This is a genomic window from Tannerella forsythia (genome assembly GCF_003860135.1).
GTDB classification, from domain to species: domain Bacteria; phylum Bacteroidota; class Bacteroidia; order Bacteroidales; family Tannerellaceae; genus Tannerella; species Tannerella forsythia_A.
Window position 1 is genome coordinate 22,188 of the sequence record NZ_RQYN01000031.1, and the last position, 20,766, is coordinate 42,953.

At 47.7% G+C, this 20,766-nt stretch carries 15 protein-coding genes, 1 tRNA gene and 1 pseudogene; 12 read left to right on the top strand and 5 right to left on the bottom strand.

The genetic code is table 11. From position 1 onward, the window contains the following. Positions 1–3: 3 nt before the first annotated feature. The gene (locus EII41_RS08675) at positions 4–1,209 is read right to left on the bottom strand and encodes an aminopeptidase C (RefSeq protein WP_124790264.1); all 1,206 of its coding nucleotides are present in this window, start codon (positions 1,207–1,209) and stop codon (positions 4–6) included. Positions 1,210–1,320: 111 nt separating this feature from the next. On the opposite strand from EII41_RS08675, the gene EII41_RS08680 reads away from it, so the two are divergent. Together EII41_RS08680 and EII41_RS08685 are read left to right on the top strand one after the other, a co-directional pair. Next, complete coding sequence (locus EII41_RS08680) at positions 1,321–2,181, top strand: neutral zinc metallopeptidase (RefSeq protein WP_124790265.1); 861 nt, start codon at positions 1,321–1,323, stop codon at positions 2,179–2,181. Positions 2,182–2,210: 29 nt separating this feature from the next. Then, positions 2,211–3,125: a carbohydrate kinase family protein gene (locus EII41_RS08685; protein WP_124790266.1), complete on the top strand. Its 915-nt coding sequence runs from the start codon at positions 2,211–2,213 to the stop codon at positions 3,123–3,125. Positions 3,126–3,362: 237 nt separating this feature from the next. Here the strand turns inward: EII41_RS08685 and EII41_RS08690 are convergent, their stop codons facing one another. The 3 genes and pseudogenes from EII41_RS08690 to EII41_RS08700 form a co-directional block, all read right to left on the bottom strand. Next, positions 3,363–3,725 carry a type II toxin-antitoxin system HigA family antitoxin gene (locus EII41_RS08690; protein ID WP_124751130.1) on the bottom strand — a complete coding sequence of 121 codons (363 nt, stop codon included), beginning with the start codon at positions 3,723–3,725 and terminating at the stop codon, positions 3,363–3,365. A 14-nt stretch (positions 3,726–3,739) separates the two neighbouring features. Beyond that, positions 3,740–4,040 (bottom strand): annotated as a pseudogene (locus tag EII41_RS08695) (type II toxin-antitoxin system HigB family toxin). Positions 4,041–4,307: 267 nt separating this feature from the next. Beyond that, positions 4,308–4,382, bottom strand: a tRNA-Pro gene (locus tag EII41_RS08700). A 129-nt stretch (positions 4,383–4,511) separates the two neighbouring features. On the opposite strand from EII41_RS08700, the gene EII41_RS08705 reads away from it, so the two are divergent. Further along, positions 4,512–5,459 (top strand): UDP-glucuronic acid decarboxylase family protein, encoded by a 948-nt coding sequence (locus tag EII41_RS08705; protein ID WP_124751132.1) that lies wholly within the window; start codon positions 4,512–4,514, stop codon positions 5,457–5,459. Between the two features lie 148 nt (positions 5,460–5,607). Here the strand turns inward: EII41_RS08705 and EII41_RS08710 are convergent, their stop codons facing one another. Beyond that, complete coding sequence (locus EII41_RS08710) at positions 5,608–8,394, bottom strand: TonB-dependent receptor (protein WP_124790267.1); 2,787 nt, start codon at positions 8,392–8,394, stop codon at positions 5,608–5,610. 315 nt (positions 8,395–8,709) lie between these two features. On the opposite strand from EII41_RS08710, the gene EII41_RS08715 reads away from it, so the two are divergent. The 9 genes from EII41_RS08715 to EII41_RS08755 all read left to right on the top strand — a co-directional run bounded on the left by EII41_RS08715 (position 8,710) and on the right by EII41_RS08755 (position 20,744). Further along, positions 8,710–9,933, top strand: a complete 1,224-nt coding sequence (locus EII41_RS08715; RefSeq protein WP_221620711.1) for a 6-bladed beta-propeller — start codon at positions 8,710–8,712, stop codon at positions 9,931–9,933. 808 nt (positions 9,934–10,741) lie between these two features. Then, the gene (locus tag EII41_RS08720; protein ID WP_124790269.1) at positions 10,742–11,434 is read left to right on the top strand and encodes a hypothetical protein; all 693 of its coding nucleotides are present in this window, start codon (positions 10,742–10,744) and stop codon (positions 11,432–11,434) included. A gap of 651 nt (positions 11,435–12,085) precedes the next feature. After that, positions 12,086–12,724: a LolA family protein gene (locus EII41_RS08725; RefSeq protein ID WP_185711873.1), complete on the top strand. Its 639-nt coding sequence runs from the start codon at positions 12,086–12,088 to the stop codon at positions 12,722–12,724. Further along, complete coding sequence (locus EII41_RS08730; protein ID WP_124790271.1) at positions 12,702–13,271, top strand: hypothetical protein; 570 nt, start codon at positions 12,702–12,704, stop codon at positions 13,269–13,271. Before EII41_RS08725 ends, EII41_RS08730 begins: the two co-directional genes overlap by 23 nt. Then, complete coding sequence (locus EII41_RS08735; RefSeq protein ID WP_124790272.1) at positions 13,261–13,632, top strand: 3-hydroxyacyl-ACP dehydratase; 372 nt, start codon at positions 13,261–13,263, stop codon at positions 13,630–13,632. The genes EII41_RS08730 and EII41_RS08735 overlap by 11 nt, the downstream gene beginning before the upstream one ends. Further along, entirely contained in the window at positions 13,629–14,411 is a 783-nt protein-coding gene (locus EII41_RS08740; RefSeq protein ID WP_124790273.1) for a glycosyltransferase family 2 protein, read from the top strand. Before EII41_RS08735 ends, EII41_RS08740 begins: the two co-directional genes overlap by 4 nt. After that, entirely contained in the window at positions 14,408–17,893 is a 3,486-nt protein-coding gene (locus EII41_RS08745; RefSeq protein ID WP_124790274.1) for a 1-acyl-sn-glycerol-3-phosphate acyltransferase, read from the top strand. Before EII41_RS08740 ends, EII41_RS08745 begins: the two co-directional genes overlap by 4 nt. Before the next feature lie 750 nt (positions 17,894–18,643). After that, a complete protein-coding gene (locus tag EII41_RS08750; protein WP_124790275.1) occupies positions 18,644–19,558 on the top strand; it encodes a dihydrodipicolinate synthase family protein in 915 nt (304 codons plus the stop codon). A 7-nt stretch (positions 19,559–19,565) separates the two neighbouring features. Next, positions 19,566–20,744, top strand: coding sequence for an AGE family epimerase/isomerase (locus tag EII41_RS08755; protein WP_124790276.1), 1,179 nt, complete (start codon positions 19,566–19,568; stop codon positions 20,742–20,744). Positions 20,745–20,766: the final 22 nt, after the last annotated feature.

Below are 20,766 nucleotides of genomic sequence, written 5' to 3' on the forward strand. Positions count from 1 at the left end.
GATTTATTTAATGCCCAGTTTTGATTTGATGGCTTTAGGCAATGCATCTTTATGAAGGACGATGTTCATGGTCTTGTATGCGACAAACGTTTCCGATGCATACCAAAGTCCTTTGTACTTGCTCTCCGTACCCCACGAATTTTTTACCATGTAGAACTTTTTGCCCGTTTGGTCTTTCGCGATACCGTAAATCAACATACCGTGATCGTCGGTTGTCTGATAATTGTCGTAAGCCTGTTGGCGAAGCTCCTGCGTTACTTCGATTTCTTTGCAGGGCTTTTCCACCATTTTTCTGATTTCGGCCTCTTTCTCTGTTCTGCTCAGCCCGACCCAGCGTGCCTGATCCGAACCGGACGATTCCAAGGCTTCGATATCGGCGGCTACGGCAATCCCGTTGCGGGTAAAGCCTCTTTCGCTTACGTCCGATCCCCATGCAATCGCATAACCGTTATTAATCGCATGATCGAATACTTCCATCAGTTCATGGATCGGGAGGTTATAACTCTGTGCCCAACGCCAGTTGTCTTCGATTTCGAGCGGGAACTGTGAATAAAACGGATGATGCGTATAAGACGTCAACGAAACGTAATCATCGAAGTTCAAACCTAACGACTCGCCGAAGCTTTTGGGGGTATATTGCTTGCCCTGATACGTAAAGGTCTCGGGGAGTTTGCCCAGATACGTGTCGATGACGCCATCGAAGCCTTTTTTCCATGCCGTCGACAGTTTTTTGTCGGGATTCTTGATGACCGCATTCACATAAGCCGTAGCTATTTCGGACAATTCTCCGTGCACATGAGTGTTTTCGCCATATTCCAAACCCTTGTAAAGGTCGGCCGGCACAGCGCCGTAATGTTTGAATACATAAATTACATCGGCAAATGAACCTCCCTGTGCAAAGTTCAACTTACCGTGTAACCGTACGAATTTATCGGCCTTATCTTTGTACGAATGGTTGGCGATGAACATCTCCGAAAGGTTATATTCGCCTTTTCCCGTCCGCAACAGCTCGGCTTCGATCAGTCCCACGCCCGAGAACGACCAGCATGTTCCCGTACGATTCTGGTTCTTTACGGGCGTAATCTTCACTTCTTTGACGGTCGTAAACTGATAGCCGTCTTCCTTTTGCACTTGCTGTTCCTCTTGTGCATACATCGAAGAAAACGATGCGAACATGAGGACACTCAGTGTCATCCATTTTTTCGTCATGATATGTTTTATTTTGAATAATGCGCAAATATACGTTTTTCGTTTTATACATGCGATTTTTTCGCTACTTTTGTTGAAAAAAATACGCGAAAAAGATTTAAGCAAGAAGAGATGAAACTGGAAGGAAGAAGAGAGAGTACGAACGTGGAAGATCGCCGCGGAAAGTCCGGCGGACGTAAGGCTTCGTTAGGAATCGGAGGAATGATTATTGTCGGGCTGTTGATGTGGATGATGGGCGGTAATCCGCTCGATGTTTTACAGCAAGTCGGAGGGATGGGGTTTTCGGACGGATCCGAAACGGAATATGTACCGACCGAAGAAGAGCAGAGACTGTTTACCTTCTCAAAAATCATTTTTGCCAGCACCGAAGATGTCTGGACCGATCTCTTCGCGCAACGCGGACTGACGTATAAAAGCCCGCGACTCGTTATTTTTCATTCCAAGACGACATCCGGATGCGGAAATGCGTCATCCGCGACGGGACCATTTTACTGCTCGGCCGATCAGACGGTCTATATCGACTTGTCGTTTTTCAGTCAGATGGAAACTCAGCTCAAAGCAGGGGGCGATTTTGCGTATGCTTACGTGATTGCTCACGAAGTAGGACATCATGTGCAGTATCTGCTTGGTACGCTCGATCAGGTACACCGCCAACAAAGCCGAATGAATCAGGTGGAGAGAAATCGACTGAACGTACGACTCGAATTACAGGCTGATTTCTATGCCGGCGTTTGGGCGAATCACGAAAACAAACGTTTTCAATCCATCGAAGACAAAGATATCGCCGACGGACTGAATGCCGCTTCGCAAATCGGTGACGACCGCTTGCAAATGGAAGCGCAGGGATACACCGTACCCGATGCGTTCAACCATGGTACTTCCGCGCAACGCATGCGCTGGTTGAAGAAAGGAATTCAAACAGGTAATCCGGCCGATGGCGATACGTTTGCACCGAATTATTCGGATCTATAAAGAACTTTTTTCTCAAACAGATACCTAAGATGAAACACGAACTTTGCTGCATCGGCCATATCACCCTCGATAAGGTCGTTACTCCCGGAAACACGGTTTATATGCCCGGAGGGACATCTTTCTACGTCTCGCACGCACTCAAACGCTTCGACGATCTCGACTATGCGCTGGTTACCGCTGTCGGGGTATCGGAACGAGATGTTACGGACGAACTGACGGTGTTGGGCATCCGTACAACCGTTCTGCCGAGCCCGTATTCCGTGTATTTTGAAAATATTTACGGTGACAATCCCGACGATCGTACGCAGCGTGTGCTGGCTAAGGCTGCTCCGTTTACCATAGAGCCGCTGCATGAGGTAGATGCCGAGATTTTTCATCTCGGAGCGTTGCTGGCGGACGATTTTCCCCTCGACACGCTCCGGTATCTGGCGGGCAAGGGCATGATTTCGGTCGATTCGCAAGGATATTTGCGTGAAGTACGCGATACGCACGTGCACGCTATCGATTGGACGGACAAACACGAAGCATTTCGATCGATTCACTTCCTTAAAGCCAACGAGCAGGAGATGGAAGTGCTGACGGGTTACAAAGACGCTTCTCGTGCGGCAAAAAAGCTCTATGAATGGGGAATAAAAGAAGTGCTGCTCACTTTCGGAAGCATGGGCTCGCTGATTTACGACGGATGCAAGTTTTATCGCATACCGGCTTATGTTCCTCGCAAAGTGGTCGATCCGACCGGCTGCGGCGATACCTATATGGCCGGATACCTTTACCGACGAGCGAAAGGAGCGACCATCGACGAGGCGGGAAACTTCGCAGCGGCCCTCTCGACCTTAAAAATCGAACGCTCCGGGCCGGTAGACGCAAGCATGGAAGATGTGAACCGGGTGATGCGTGAAAATGCGACCTCCATGCCGAATATCGACGGAAGCATTCATCCATGAAACTAAAGCGAACGAGAAAATATCTCGTTTCGTAGTTTAAAAAAGAGGATTAGGAAGACAGATGATCCTGCATGATACCTCTTATGATGTCACAAGTTATTTTGTTTTTCAAGACAACGTATCTTTGTCACTGAGTCCGAATAAAAAATAGCAAATGTCTCATCAGGGCTGCCGTTATAGTTTGCCGACATTTACTTTGTCCTCCTCTATGTCTTCTCGCGAATGCCCGTAAACACTTTAATAGCCTAACATGGCTTCAGGAGAGATGCCTAATACTCTACATAGTAGTCTTGCTATCTTTAGGGAGGGCTCTGAACGTCCGGAGATGTAATCATTCACTCTTGATGGACTAACTCCAATTTCTCCGGCTAGTTGCTTTTGCGTCATACCTTTTTCTTGAAGCCCAAACTCAATCAAGTCCGAAACCGTTGGTTTGTCGATAGGATAATGTTCTTCCTCGTAAGAGATAATTATATCAGAAAAAATAGTTAGTAAGACGGCATTGCTGTCAGTTACAGGTACACTGTCATCTACGAGAGGTAAAAGTTCTTCAACTTTTGCTAATGCGACCTCGTACTGCTGTTTTGTTATTTTGCTCATGTCCTTTTTCTCCATTATATAGTTGAACAATCAATCTTTTCATATTCTTTATGAGTTCCAATCCAGCGTATATAAACATATCCTATGGTAAACTTAATAACTACGACCAATCGATAACTGTTTCCTCTTATGTTGAATACATAATGTTGGTTACCCACATAGTCGGTAGCAGGAAAATCAACTTTTATATCCGATAGGCTTCTCCAATTAGCCTTTTCGGTTACATCGTACCAGCGCTCCAGAGCTAAACGTGTATCTTCACGGCCTTTCGTTTCATAAAATTCTTTTATTTTTTTTATGTGATACGATTCTCATTCTTATCTTTTTTACGATACAAAGATAGTACGAAAATTTTCTATAGTAAGATTTTGAAGCGTGAAAGTTTTCGAAAATAGAATTTCGTTTTTTCCTGTTTATCTTTTCTCTCTTCTGTTGGGAAAGTTATATTAGACAAGAAAAAAGTGATTGTAAAATCTTATATGATGCTGTGCAAAGTGGAATTTTGTGGCTATTTTGAGAGTGATTTTAAAAAAAAGACACCGATCTTTCCATAAAAGGAATCGGTGTCTTTAAATCGTTTTGTCGGGGTGACTGGATTCGAACCAGCGACCACGCGCCCCCCAGACGCGTACTCTAACCGGGCTGAGCTACACCCCGCAATCGCGTTTTGCGGCGCAAAGGTATAAAATTAATTGAGAACGGACAATGCTCGGCCGATATTTTTCTCGTCAAGTTAAAAATATACCGTACTTTTGCAGGCATAAAACAGAAGAAAAGACAAAAGAGATGGAACGAATCTTAGTGACCGGGGGCGCCGGGTTTATCGGTTCGCATTTGTGCGAACGACTGGTAAGAGAAGGTAACGATGTGATTTGCCTCGACAATTATTTTACGGGAAACAAGAACAATATCCGCCATCTGCTGGGCAACGACCGTTTCGAGGCCGTGCGGCACGATGTGACTACACCCTATTACGCCGAGGTAGACAAAGTATACAACCTCGCCTGTCCCGCATCGCCCGTTTATTACCAATATAACCCGATCAAAACGCTGAAAACTTCGATCTACGGCGCACTGAACATGCTCGGACTGGCCAAACGCGTGGGAGCGAAGATTCTTCATGCTTCGACGAGCGAAGTATATGGCGACCCGACGGTACATCCTCAGGTCGAATCGTACTGGGGCAACGTCAATCCGATCGGTATCCGCTCATGCTACGACGAAGGGAAGCGCGCGGCCGAAACGCTCTGCATGGATTATCACCGGCAGCATGGTATACGTGTCAAAATCATCCGTATCTTCAATACGTACGGCCCGCGAATGGATAAAAACGACGGTCGCGTGGTGTCGAACTTCATTGTGCAGGCCTTGACGGGAAAAGACATCACGATTTACGGAAGCGGAACGCAAACACGCAGCTTTCAATATATCGATGACCTCGTAGAAGGGATGTTGCGCATGATGAATACGGGCGACGACTTCAACGGCCCCGTTAATTTAGGCAATCCGGGCGAGTTTTCGATGCTCGAACTGGCGCATGAGGTGATTCGTCTGACCGGATCGAAATCGAAAATTGTCTTTGAGCCCTTGCCGCAGGACGATCCGAAGCAGCGAAAGCCCGATATTTCGCTCGCGTTCGAGAAATTAGACGGTTGGCAGCCCACCGTCAAGCTCGAAGAGGGATTGAAGAAGACAATCGCTTACTTCGACGAGTTGTTGAGGAGCGAAAAATAGACGCGTCACTGATTTTTCTGTTCTTCGCGGCATCGGAACGACGATCTCGCGAATAAAAACGGCCGCGCGTGCCGTTAAAAGAACACTGTGGGGGACTGTTTCGACACGCAACTTGTCGAAACGGTCCCCCAAGGTTTCGTGAATCGTGTTAATGGGGCGGTCGTCCGTGTCCTTGTCCGAAAATACCGGGCATGCGCATGTCCGAAGCCTTCCCGCCGCCTTTGAAAATGCTGAAGCGGTAGATGAAATACAACATGCCGTAGCTGTTCAAAGTGTTGTATTCCGTATAACGGATGGCGCTGGCCGTGGCACTGTAAGAGATGTTGCTGCGTTGCCGGAGGATGTCGTAGACTTTGAATCGAAGTATTCCGGCATTGTTCTTGAGGAATGTTTTGGAGACGGAAGCGTTCCAAAGCCATTCTTTCTGTTCGTATCCGGCGGAATATCCGGCGTTAGCCGAGTAATCGATATCGCTTTCGACCTGAAAGTTGTACGGAAGGTAGAGCGTTGTGGAAGCTCCGCCGCCGTAGTTGAAGGTATGCAGATCGTTTTGTCCTTGTAGGGTGTTGTGTGTCCGGTTATAGCGAACGTTTCCGTTGAGACTGAAATCGAAAAGATCGGAACGGTAGTTGATGGCCGCGCGTTGAGAGAGAATCATGGCTTTACTGGTATTCTTTTCACCGTCGATGTATCCGCCGGTGTTGGAATAGCGTGCGAAGGTCATTCCAAAGACGGAGAACTTATTGTTTTTGAGTGGCACGTTGAGGATAGCACGTACGTCGGCGTTGAAATTTCCGTCGACGTTTTCGTAAGTCGTGGTGCGTTTGCCGGTACGTCGTTCGGTGGTCGTTTTATTGACAATGTCGTTGATGATATAGTTTCCGTTGGCCATCAGCATGTAGGCCGTTTGCGTTTCGGGGATGAATTTGCCGAAGCGAACGCGAAGGTTGTTCGTGTAAGTCGGACTCAAGTTCGGATTTCCGATGATGGTGTTGAGCGGATCGGAAACGTCGGCCACGGGTTGCAGTTGCTCCATCTCGGGTTGTCCGGTACGTCCGTCGTAATCGACGCGCAAGTCGGTGCGTTTATCGAAGCGATAGCGCAATTGGGCGGTGGGAGAATAATTCATGACGTTGCGCGACATGGAATAGAGCGTGCGGTCGCCGACGAAGGTTTCGGTTCGGGTGTAAGAGGGATCGACGTTGAATCCGATCGTAATGTTATATTTTTCTCTTACGGCTTTGAAGGCAAGACTGACTCGCTGTTCGACGGCATGATTGCGGGTGCTTTTGCTGTAGGCCGTGTCGAGTCGGGTATAGTTTCCGCTGCCGTCGTCGACGTAGGCGTCTTTGAGCAATTCGCGTCTGTTTTCTCCGATTCGGTACGTGGCCTGTATGAAATTGTTGTGTCCGACGGGTTCTACCCACGAGACGAAGGCGCGATAGTTATATCCGCTGTTGTCGTAGCGTACGCGCTGGTCGATAAGGCCGACGGAGTCGGGGAAAAGCAGGTATCGGGTGGAGGAATGGTTCTGTCCGTTGCCGTATGAGCTGTTGAGCCCTCCGGAAAGCGATCCGCTGAGGGTGCGTCCCTTGCTGTTGAGCTTGCGACTGAAGTCGAGTCGTGCCGAAGCGTTGTAGCCTTCGCCGTCGGAAGAGGAATGGGAGCGGGAAGTGTTGACCGAGTCGCGCCGTCCGCTTAGCGTGTAGGAATCTTCGTGTTCTTCGTTACGCGTTTTGTGATAGGAGAACTCGGGTTGGAAGATGAATTGGGTCAACGTGTCCGGCTTCCATTCCATGCGGAGGTTGACGCCCAAGTTATCGCTGCGTGTGCGGGCGGAACTTTGGCTGTAATCGTATGAAGAGCTGTCGGCGGGCAAGATATTCTGCCGGTTGCTTTGCGAAAGGGCGTCGTTGTCGGAATGAGCGTATCGCACGTTTCCGCCAACGGTGAAGCGCGGGTTGAATTCTTTGCTGAAGTTCGTCCCGATGTTGCCCGACGAGGTGATTCCGTTACCGGCGCCGAAGCCTCGAAAGCGTCGGCGTCCTCCGCCCATGCCGCTGAACATGGCGGCGGCAAAATCGGTAAATCCCATGTTGTTCGTGTTGTTGAGGCCGCCCATGAGGGAGAACTGATCGTTTTCGACAAAGCGATTAATCATCATGTTGCCGTCGTAACGCTTTCGGGTGCCGTATCCGCCGATGAGGTTGCCGAACCATCCCTGTTTCATGCCGGGTTTAATGGTGAGGTTGATGACGGCTTCCTCGTCGCCGTCGTCAAAACCGGTCATCTGCGCCATGTTGCTGCGTCGTTCGTAGGTTTGTACCTTATCGACCATCTTGGCGGGGAGGTTTTTGGAGGCTACTTTCGGGTCGTCCGAAAAGAATTCTTTTCCGTCGACAAGTACTTTCTTGATCTCTTTCCCGTTGATCGTCACCTTGCCTTCGGAATTGATTTCGACGCCGGGCATTTTTTTGAGCAGGTCTTCGAGCATCGAGCCTTCGGCTACTTTATACGAATCGGCGTTGTATTCGATCGTATCGTTTTTGACTTGAACTTCAATGGCCTTGGCCGTGACGACGGCCTCGCCGAGCATGACGCTTTCGTCGCGCATGGTAATCGTACCGACGTCGACCGGATTCGTTCGATTCGTTACTTCGAGCAGTTGGTAGACGGGTTCATAGCCTACGAAAGTGACATGCAGCAGATAATCGCCCGCTTTAACGCTCCGGAGGATGAAGGTTCCGTTACGGCCGCTCACCGTACCGTTCACCATCGAACTGTCTTTCATGTTGAGCAGTCGTACAGTGGCCTGTTCGACGGCTTCTTTGCTCTGTTCTTCAATAATTATGCCTTTCACGTCCACCTGAGCGACGGCGCAGATGGTAAAAAGAAGAAAGGCGAGCATAAAAAATGATTTACCTCGTCGTGTCATAAATTTCTTTTCTTCGTTTGTCGTTTTATTATAAGCAATAGACGCAGCCTGATCGGAATAGTTTAAATAAAATCTTATTTTTTTTGAATTTTATGGAGAGAATACGGACTGAAAGCGAGAAGTTGCAGGATGTCAAATATTATTTTCGCCATAAACCGGATACGAACTCGCCCGAACCGGATCGATTTTGGTTACAGAGGTGTACTTATTGCAACAGTAAGGATTATTTTTGACAATAAACGTAAAATAATCGCGTTTCAATGAAAAAATAAGTCCATGAGGGTTTGAAAAACTTTTCATTTTATTTCTATGAATATGAAATTAAAGAAAATAATCGCGTTGTTCCTCTTAATTTGTCCGTTTTACGGATGCGATAACCGTCATAACCGGGCCGCTTCCGAGATGGAAATCATCCAAATCGATCCCATGCAGGCAGATGAGTTTATTCCATTATCGGAAATCGCCGACTCAATCCAATGCATCCGGTTGCAAGTCGATTCGGGAGACGTAATGGGGAGAATACGGGAAATCATCATCAAAAAAAAGCATATTTATGCCGTAGATATAAGCCAACAAGCGATATTTGTTTTCGATAAGGAAGGTCGATTCGTGACTAAACTGAATAAAAAAGGACAGGGGCCGGGCGAATATTTACGTATAGGGCCTGTTTTTATCGACGAAGATGAATCGTATATCGAGCTTGTGAATTATACGGGCGGAAAACAATCCATTTTACGATATAAGAATCTGACTTTCGATTTTATGGGTGCCATATCGTCTTATCCGGATATCAACGCGAATTCCGTGAAGAGACATAATGGTTTATTCTATTTCGCCACTCAACAAATAGACAACAAGATAAACGGCGAGGATACCAATGGCGACTTGATAGTCTGCGATAATGAGGATAATTTCAAAGTTTTGTTTGATAAAAAGATCGAAACGGGGCATCATTACTTCTCGATGACGAGTGAATGTTTCTCAAAAAACAACAAAGGAGAACTTTTCTTCTCGCCGATGTACGGAAACATATTTTATCAGTTAAATGACCGGGATGCTGTTCCCCTGTTCCAAATCGATTTCGGAACATATAACATGAGTGAATCTGTGGCGATGCAATCGACGAAAGAACAGATGGAATATATCCGAAAAATGAATCGTGTGGCGGCTTTTCCGGTGCTGAATATATATGATGACAGAATCTTTTCATTTTCATACTATTTCAAACAAAGCGATACGGAGCGATGGATGAATGAAGGTGATTTTCGGCAGTATATAACGTTCCGAAAAAGCAAAAAAGTGTATCATGCGAAGGCGATAAGAAATGATCTTTCCACTTTTCCCGATCGACTTTATCTCAGTTCCTATTTTTTCGGATGTGTACACGAAGTGTTGCATGAAGATTATTTAGTCGATGTTATCGTTCCGGATCTTTATTTTCATGATACGGACGAAAAAGTGTACGTTGAGGGGCTGGGGGAGGTCTCGGCCGATAGCGATCCGATCGTTGTCATGATGAAACTCAAAGAAAACTTGTAGAAGATGCCTTTTTCGATGATGAAGTCGTCGTTTTTTGTTGTGAACTGACAATATTTCATGCGAGAGGTGTCATAATCGACTGTGAAGACATAATATTTGAGTGGAAACAGAGCATTTTTTATTATCAACATACCCTATTCGATTAAAGAGGCGTCATATTTGAGTTTGAACGGAACATAATTCGTATTGAACAGATCATAATTCATATTAAAGGTCTCATAATTGACTTTCAACTGACAATAATTCATACGAGACTGACAGTAATTCACTTTGACCTGACAATAATTCATATCGAAGGCGTCTTAATTCGTTTTGAAGACGCCATAATCGATTGTGAAGATACAATAATCCGTTTTGAAGGTGCAGAAATCGATTTTGAAGACAGCATAATTCGTTCTGAAGACGTCTTAATCCATTGTGAAGAGATCATAATTCGTTTTAAAGATGACGGATTGAATGAAAGATGCTTCGTTTTTAAGTGTAAACGTGTCATTTTTCATTGTCTTCGGGTCATTTTTGACTTGCGATACAGCTAAAATCGTTTCGCGGACTTTAAAATGGTGAGAAAAGGACAGTTCGCTATTTCAGAAAAAGTTGCGATTAAAGATTCAGGCGTCCGAAACTTTGTCGAAGAAATGTAAAACATTTGTAATATAGCATTTTAAGTCTTTCGAAAATACTTTTCTTTATAACGACTTGAAAAAAAATTATACCGAAGCTTATTTTTTAACACATAAACCCTTGACTTTCGAATTTAATTTATTATTTTTGGCAAAAAAAATTACGAAACGATTAAAAGAGGATTATTATGAACAGAAATCATGAAAATTATTTGACCATGGCGAACGCGACTATGGAAGTGATGAGCAGACGTAATGGGGAATGGAGCCATATTCCTCGTATCGTCCATGTGATGTCGAACATCAAAGGGACAACCGATAAAGCGAATGAAGCTTATCGAGGCGCGTTGATCGTGACGACGGGTGCTACGCAAAATAAAGCGGATATTGTGCAGGAAGCCGTAGCCTCGGTGGTTAAACTTTGTAAGCCCGTATCGGTATACGCGATCGACAAGAACGATATTAAGCTTCACGATGAGTTAAGCGTAAGCAAAGCGTCGCTGCTTCAACGGCGCGACATGTCGCTTGTTCAGCGTCTGACGCATTTGATTCAGTTAATGGAGCCGTATTTGAACGAGCTGAACGATTATGGCGTAAAGGAGGCAGATGTCAAGGCGGCAAAAATGTTAATCGAACAATTGTCGGGTATTATTACGCAGCCTCGCGAGCTGACAGCGGAACGAAAGTCGAAAAACGAATTATTTGCCGAATTGGTGGGGGAACTGCGTAAAGAATTTTATCTGTTGGACAGTCTGATGAAGCTGTTCGACCCGTCGGAACTCTATACGGAGTATCGGAATGCGCGCATCATCGTAAATCTGGGACGACGCAGACAGAAAGAAGAAGAACCGGAAGAAGGGGGAGAGGAAAGTGAAAAGTGAAGAACGAAAAGTGAAAAGTGAAGAACGAAAAGTGAAAAGTGAAGAACGAAAAGTGAAAAGTGAAGAACGAAAAGTGAAAAATGTGTTGTTTATTTGTTGAGTCGTTTAGTTGTTTAATTGTTTAGTTGTTTAATTGTTGAGTCGTTGGGTTGTCTGAAAACCGACGGCTGACGGCTGAAAACTAAATGTTAGCAAATTAATTCAGGCTTACAGCCCTCAAAAAACAAGGGTGGGAATCAATTACCCCACCCTTGCGGGATGGGGCTGAAATAGAACGGGCTTTCAGCCCTTGATCGGAAGGGGATTAAGGTTTATGGTCAATGGTTATGCAAGGCACATGTTGTAGAGACGCAATTAATTGCATCTCTACGGATGTGGAATGCCAATGAACAATTACGAATAACAAGTTATGAATAACGCTTGCTATATATTCGAACACGAATAGCGCAAAAACGCAAACGAACGCAAATGAAAACTTGTGGAGCTGGTGAAAAACCGGTGAAACTTGTGGTTTATCCAATGGCCGAATGCTGAAAACTGATCGCTAATCATTCAAAAAGTAAAAAAACCGAAATCCATCGGTGTTTTCTTCCTTTTATGCGATTTGTGGACTATCTTTGCCCTCAATTCATTAGGAGGAAAATGAGAACAATGAACAAAATATTTCTGCCGATACTTCTGTTGCCGTGCATCGTAACCCTTTCGGCACAAAACGGCTATCAAAAGGCAACCGAGACGCAGAAAAAAGAGATTACGGACAACATCAGACGCGTCGCACGCGAAATGAAGACGCTCAAAGCGGATTTTACGCAGGTCAAAGAGCTCTCTTTTATGAAAGATCAGGTCACCTCGGAAGGTAAAATGCTGTATAAACCGAACGATAAGATCCGATGGGAATATACGCGGCCTTATGCTTACGTCTTTGCGATGGACGGGGATAACGTGCGTATGACATCGGGCGGAAAGACGAACAAAATCCCGGTGCGAGGGAGCAAACTCTTTACCGAAATCAGCCGGGTGATGATAGGAGGTGTCAGCGGCGCGGGGCTGATCGACTCGCCGGACTTTACGACACAGTTTATGGTCGGGAAAAGCGACTGTAAAATCATGCTGACGCCGCGAAAGAAAGAAGTGAAAGATTTATTCTCGTCGATACAGCTCTACGTAGACCGTTCGGATAGCCGTATCCGTCGTGTGGAGCTGATCGAGAAAAGCGGCGATAAAACAATCATCACGCTAAAGAACATCCAACTCAACACGCCTGTCGATGATTCGGTATTTGCTCATTAGTCTGTCGCTTCTGCTGGCCGGATGCAGTACCGTGCCGGCATTACGACGCTCGGCCGATGCGCAACCTTCCGACGCTCCCGTCTGGACGCCCGCGCGACGCTCGGAAACGGAACGTAACACGTACCGGGTCATGTTGCGGACACCGAAAAACGAACTGTCGGGCCTTTGTATCCTTCGGAAGAGCGGCGATACGTGGCGCGGCACGCTGATGAACGAATTCGGCTTTAAAGCGTTCGATTTTCGGACAACGAATCGCCGGTGCGAGTTGCAGGATGTGCAGTCGATGCTCGATAAATGGTATATCCGTCGCACCATCGCGTCGGATTTGCATTTTCTGATCGAGTGCGATGATCCGGAAGCGCCTTTTGCCCGTAAAATCGTACGGTACGAACAGCATAACATGCTTGTGGTGAGTCATGGAAAAAAGGAACTGACGGTTTTACCGGACAGCACACTAAGGCTCGTCAACCGTCGGCATAATCTGACGTACGAATTGCGAAAATTAACGGAGACGAAGATTGATAACACGATACAATATGCTGAATAATACATTTTATACCATCCGTAAGCGTACCGATACGGAAGGAGGCGTCGATTACCGTGTGTCGCTCAACGCCTCGCACGTGATTTACGAGGCACACTTTCCCGGTAACCCCGTTACGCCCGGAGTATGCATCATCCAAATAATCAAAGAACTCGTCGAAGCATACCGAGACACGACATTGCTTCTCCGAACGATTAAGAACGTGAAATTCGTGAAAGTGATCGACCCGCGAATCGTCGGCGAACTTACCTTCGCGCTGAACGTAACGACACAGGACGACGGGATGATCGCCGTTTCGGGCATCGTAGGCGAAGGCGACACTGTTTTTTCAAAAATAAATCTGCTATTCGAAGAGATGAAATGATACCGGACCGTGATACGGACATACGACCGAGCGCGGAAGCATTATCCGTCTGCGTAATCATCCCAACCTATAACAACGCCAAGACGCTGCGCGAAGTATTGGACGCCGCGCTGCGACAAAACCTTCCGGTGATCGTCGTAAACGACGGTTCGACCGATGAAACGGCGGCTGTTCTGACAGATTTCGCCGGTCGCGTCGAAATAATCTCGTATCGGCCCAACAGAGGCAAGGGGCACGCGCTCAAAAACGGATTCGACCGTGCCGAAAAGCTCGGTTATTCCTCCGCCATAACGATGGACTCGGACGGACAGCATGCCGCGACCGACATCGCGCGTTTTACGGAGGCCTTGATCCGCTATCCCGACGCGCTGATCATCGGCCAACGCATCGTCGAAGGAAATATGCCTCCCAAAAACTCGTTCGCCAACCAATTTTCGAACTTCTGGTTCGCCGTACAGACCGCCCGACGCCTGCGCGACACGCAAAACGGCTTCCGTCTTTATCCGCTGCGCGCCATGAAAGGGATGCGCCCCTTCTCATCGCGCTACGAGGCCGAGCTGGAACTGCTCGTACGCTGCCGATGGAAAGGCATACGCATCGTTTCCGTGCCCACGCGCGTCTATTACGCGCCCGAAGAGGAGCGCGTGACGCATTTTCGGCCGGGAAAGGATTTCGTGCGTATCAGCATTCTCAATACGATCCTCGTGATTGCCGCGATCGTCTACGGATACCCTTCGATGCTCTATCATTTCCTCTTCAAACGCAGCCCGAAGCCATGACAAAGTTCTTTCTTTCCGTCTACGATTATTTTTCATCGCGCAAGAACTTGCTTTTTATCCTTCTGCTTGTGCTGATCGGGGTCTTTCTGGGATTGGCTTCGCAGGTGCGTTTTACGGAAGACATCTCGCGGTTTCTGCCCGCGGATAAAACGAACGAACGAATCAACCGAGCTTACCGTTACGTCGCCTCGTCGAACAAAATCACGATTTATTGTTCCGCGAAGGATTCGACCGATCGCGAAAAGCAGATGCGAGCCGTCGATGCGCTCGTCGAACGTCTGCAAACAGTCACCGACACCACCCAAGTGAAGCATATCCTCTACAAAATAGACCCGGCCGAGATGATGTCTGTCGCCCTGTTCGTCGTAGAGAACATGCCTTATTACCTCGACGACGACGATTATCGCCGGATGGACACGCTGGTGACGCGTGCGGCCTTAGCGCGGCAATTAGAGACGGATCGAAACATCCTGACCTCCTCGGCCGGTATGATGGTTCGTCAGCACCTCCTCGCCGACCCTCTGCAACTGACCGCGAACCTCATGGGCAAGCTCCGCGACTTTCAGGCGGGCGGACGATTCGACCTGTATCAGGATTATATCTTCTCGGACGATGGACAAGCGCTGATCGTCGTAGACTGCGCCATCCCCGCGAGCGAAACATCGGCCAACAAACAATTCGTCGAGACTTTGAATACTTGCATGAGGGAAACGGAAAAAGCCTTCGACGGTATCTCGTTCCACAGTTTCGGCGCCGCGGAAATCGCTTTGACAAACGCCGGACAAATCCGCCGCGATACGCTCCTCTCAAGCCTCTTCGCCGTGGTAATCGTTCTCGCGCTCCTGATCTTTACGTTTCGCGACGGGCTGAAAATCGGGCTGATCTTCGCCTCCGTCACTTTCGGCGGACTGTTTGCTCTCGGGCTGATGCACCTTATCCGGGGCGAAGTCTCCATTATCGCCGTCGGCATCAGCTCCATCATGTTCGGTATCGCCATCAATTATCCGCTGCATTTCATTGGCCATTATGGAAGCGTGCCCAACTCGCGGTTCGTGATCAAAGACATCATCCAACCGCTCACGATCGGTAACATCACGACCGTAGGCGCTTTCATGAGTCTTATATTCATCGGCTCGGATGCCATGTGCGATCTCGGCTGGTTCGCGTCGCTGCTGCTTGTCGGTACAATCTTGTTCGTGTTGCTGTTTTTGCCTCATCTGTTGCCTGGTCACGGTCGGAAACCGGCATTGTCGCACGCGCCTTTCGGACGATTCGTAGACCGTCCCTTCGAAAAGAATCGCCGGCTTGTCGCAACCATCATCGTCGTCACCGTTTTGCTTGCCTTCTCGAGCGATGAGTCGCACTTCGAGGCCGATATGCGAAAAATCAACTACATGACCGATACGCAGCAGCAAGAATACGAACGAATGAGAGATTTACTCAACGACGATCGCCATGTGCTTTATTACGTGACGGAAGGAAACACTCCCGAGGCTGCACTGACGGCAAACGAAGAGAGTTTGACCGGCTTGAAGGAGCTGCTGGCCGCAGGAGAAATATCGAAAATCGGAGGCATCGGCCATTTTTTGCCTTCGCCCTCGCGACAAACCGCACAGGTGAAGCGCTGGAACGATTTCTGGGAGCAACATCGCGACAGCGTCCGAACCTATCTCGCCGAGGAGGGAGAAAAACTCGGTTTTCGTGCCGACGCATTCCATCTCTTCGAGGAGATAATCGGTCGCAAGTGGGAAGAAACGACTTTGTCGCACTTCGATCCGATCAAAGAAACGTTGGCGCGAAACTACGTGCTCGAAAATGACGGTCAGACGATGATCGTAAACCTGCTTTACCTTGACGCGGACAAAGCGCAGGCGGTCGAAGCAAAGCTGAACGGACAGAAAACCGCGTCGTCGTCCATCGCTTTCGATGCCGGCTCGATCACTCGCCGTATGATCGCCTCGCTTTCCGATAATTTTAACTACGTTCTCTATATCTGCGGACTGATCGTCTTCGCCTTCCTCCTCTTTTCGCTGGGACGCCTCGAATTGACGCTTATCGCCTTCACGCCATTGGCGCTGAGCTGGGTATGGATCCTCGGCCTGATGGGTTTATTCGATATCAAGTTCAATATTGTCAACATCATTCTGGCTACATTCATTTTCGGTCAGGGAGATGACTATACGATTTTCATGACGGAAGGACTGATGTATGAATATACGTACCGGCGCAAAACTTTATCGTCGTACAAGAACAGTATTGCTCTTTCGGCGGCGATTATGTTCGTCGGGATGGGGATGCTGATCTTTGCCAAACATCCGGCATTGCGTTCATTGGGCGAAGTAACCGTAGTCGGGATGCTCTCGGTCGTAGTGATGGCGTACATTTTCCCACCGTTCCTGTTCGGACTCCTGACGATGCGAAAAGGACGCAAACGCCTGATGCCCGTAACGCTGAAGAACTTGCTCAGTACGATATACGCCTTCCTCGTTTTTCTTGTCGCCAGTCCTTTTATCACGCTGGCGGGATGGGGAATGGCCACCTTCGGACGCGCAACCGAAAAGAAGAAGATGGCGTACCATCGGCTGCTGCATCGAATCGCCCGTTTTGTGATTTATCGCATTCCGCAAGTGAAAACAACGTTCAGCAACTTGTCCGGCGAGACGTTCGAGCGTCCGGGAGTGATTATCTGTAACCACCAATCGCACCTCGATCTGATGTGTATCATGATGCTCACGCCCAAACTCATCATTCTGACGAACGATTGGGTGTGGAACTCGCCGTTTTACGGACAATTGATTCGATATGCCGACTTCTATCCCATCTCGAACGGTATCGAACAGATGATCGACCGTTTGCGCGACGCCGTCAAACGTGGTTATTCCATCGTAATTTTCCCCGAAGGCACACGATCGCCCGATTGCTCCATCCTTCGCTTTCATCGCGGGGCATTTTACCTCGCCGAGCAGTTGCAAATCGATCTCATTCCGGTGATGATTCACGGCGTGGGGCATGTATTGCCCAAGCAGGAGTTTATGCTTCGCAAAGGAGAGATACATATTCAAGTCATGCCCCGCATTACTCCCGACGATGCCCGATTCAGCCGTAACTACTCCCAGCGAGCGAAAGAAGTACGCCAATATTACCGACACGAATACGAAGCGATCTGCCGTAAATATGAAACACCGGCTTATTATGCCGATCTGGTGAAGCATAACTACATCTATAAAGGCCCCGCGGTAGAGCGAGAGGTGCGTGCCAACCTGCGAAAACACAACAATTACGTCGCAGAGATCGCCGCCCTCCCCGACGAAGGAGAAGTGACGATCGAAAACACGGGCTACGGAGAATTTACTCTCTTACTGGCTTTAGTAAAAAAGAGACTTCAAATCATTGCCGTAGAACCTGATGACGATAAACGCGAGCTGGCCGAAAATTGCGCTTCCGTGCCTCCGAATTTGCGGTATGTCGCTCGAATTTCTTGATGTGAGGAGGGATAAAAGATCACAAAAGAAGGCATAAACCTGTGCCGCTGTCGCTTTTTTCGTTCGTTACACAGATATATTGAGTTGGTCGATATAGAAAAAAGGTTGTATTTTATCGTCAGGATCGAAGACGTCTTTTATTTCGAGTGTAGTATAAGCGCGCTTCTCTGCTTGCTTATGATTGTTGTCTACGGTTTTATGTAATGAGTCGGATGTGTTTCGCAGTAAAAACATCTTTATTGTCTAAAAACAAGTGTTTGTGACTTTTTCAGACACAAGTCTTTCTTAGTCTCTGTCGAGAAGCTCCGTGTTCTCATCGTATCAAGGCAAACGATAGCGCTTTTAAGTTCCAAGCGATGAATTACTTCCGGAACAACCACAAGGCGTTGTGTCATAACGGGCGAACAGCTTTGTTACTTGCGGAATGTGAGCTCGGTCACATACGAACGTATGCGCCCTCGCTCTCATCCTTAGCGCCCCCTAATTTCACTTTTTCTTACACACCGAAAGAGGGTGTGCCCAAATATTGTGTTTTGACACATCCTCATAATAGAGTACGGGCGTCGGTTCATTCTTTTTGAAATGTAAAAAAAAATGAGGAGGAGAGCATTCAGATGATATGTTGATGCTGTTTTTACAAGCTTATTTATAAATAATTTTAATAATAGTTTGTTGTTAGGATAATAAATTTATTTATCTTTGCGGCGTGAATAAAATATTTGGACAATGATGCGTAAATAAAGAAGAGAGATGGAAAAAATAAAAGGTTTGATTGATGCTCCGTTTACGCCGTTCGACGAAAAAGGAGACGTGAATTATGCTCCGATAGCAGAGTATGCGGATTTGTTGGCGCGTAACGGGTTGAAAGGTGTTTTTATCAACGGCTCCTCCGGTGAGGGCTACATGCTGACCGAAGACGAACGGATGAAACTGGCCGAAAAATGGGTCTCGGTTGTTCCCTCGGGTTTTAAAGTGATTGTTCATGTAGGGAGTACATGTGTGAAATCGAGCCGGCGTCTGGCTGCTCATGCTCAGGAGATCGGCGCATGGGGGACGGGCGCGATGGCTTCGCCGTTTCCTAAAGTAGGACGTGTGGAAGAGTTGGTGCAATATTGTGAAGAGATTGCCTGTGGGGCACCCGAACTCCCTTTCTACTATTATCATATACCGGCTTTCAACGGTGCTTACCTGTCGATGGTCGAGTTTCTGCAAACGGTGGACGGACGTATTCCCAACTTTGCCGGTATCAAATATACGTATGAAAGTCTTTATGAATACAACCAGTGCCGTCTCTACAAGAACGGAAAGTTCGATATGTTGCACGGGCAGGACGAGACGATTCTTCCCTGTCTGGCTATGGGAGGAGCACAAGGCGGTATCGGCGGTACGACAAACTATAACGGCCGTGAGCTGGTCGGTATCATCGAGGCATGGGAAGCCGGCGATCTGGAAACAGCGCGTGAACGGCAGAACTTCTCGCAGGAAGTAATCAATGTGATTTGCAATTATCGTGGAAATATCGTCGGAGGAAAGCGAATCATGAAACTGATCGGCCTTGATCTCGGGAAAAACCGTACGCCTTTCCGTAATATGACTGATGCCGAAGAAGCTTCGATGAAGAAAGAACTCGAAGCAATCGGATTTTTTGAAAGATGTAACAAATAACGTGGATATGGATATTAAGGAGTATTTGGGATACTGGGCAGAAAAATATAAAAACGATTTATTGACGGATATTTTTCCGTTCTGGATAAAATACGGCGTGGATCGCGTTAACGGAGGCTATTACACGTGTGTCGATCGAGACGGAACGCTGTACGACCCGACAAAATCGGTTTGGTTTCAGGGGCGCTTCGCGTTTGTGCTGGCGTATGCGTATAACCATATCGAGCGTAATGAAGAATGGTTGGCCTTGTCGAAATCGGGGATCGATTTTATTGAAAAACATTGTACCGATAGCGACGGGAGGATGTATTTTGAAGTCACTGCCGAGGGAACGCCTCTACGTAAGCGTCGTTATCTCTTCTCCGAATCGTTTGCGGCGATTGCCATGTCGGAGTATGCGATTGCTTCGGGCGATCGGGCTTATGCCGAAAAAGCCTTGGCTTTGTTTAAGCTGATCCTTAAATACAAGAACACACCGGGTTTGACGGAGCCGAAATACCTACCGGCTTTTCAGGCGAAAGGACATTCCCTCTGCATGATTCTGATCAATACGGCATCACGTATCCGCGCGGCAATCAACGATGAGGTGCTAACACAGCAGATCGATGAATCGATCGATGAGATTCGTCGGCACTTTATGCATTCCGAATATCGTGCGCTGCTTGAGACGGTAGGCCCTAACGGTGAGTTTATCGACACATCGGCCGGCCGATTGATTAATCCGGGACATTGCATCGAAACGGCATGGTTCCTGATGGAGGAAGCTGCGTTCAGAAAGGGGGATAAGGCATTGCTTGAAACGGCCCTGACCATCCTCGACTGGTCGTGGGAGTGGGGATGGGACACCGAATTCGGCGGTATCATTAATTTCCGTGACTGTCGGAAGTTTCCGGCGCAGGACTATTCGCAGGACATGAAGTTCTGGTGGCCGCAGACCGAGACGGTGATCGCCTCACTTTACGCTTATCAGGCTACCGGAGACGAAAAATATCTGGAGATGCACCGTCAGGTGAACGAATACATGTATGCGCACTTCCCCGACGGTCAATACGGAGAGTGGTATGGCTACCTCCATCGTGACGGAACTGTGGCGCAGCCTGCTAAAGGAAATTTGTTCAAAGGTCCGTTCCACATTCCGCGCATGATGATAAAGGCGCATCTTCTGTGCCGTGAGCTTACGACTTAAATAGTGGATTAAAATCGGATGA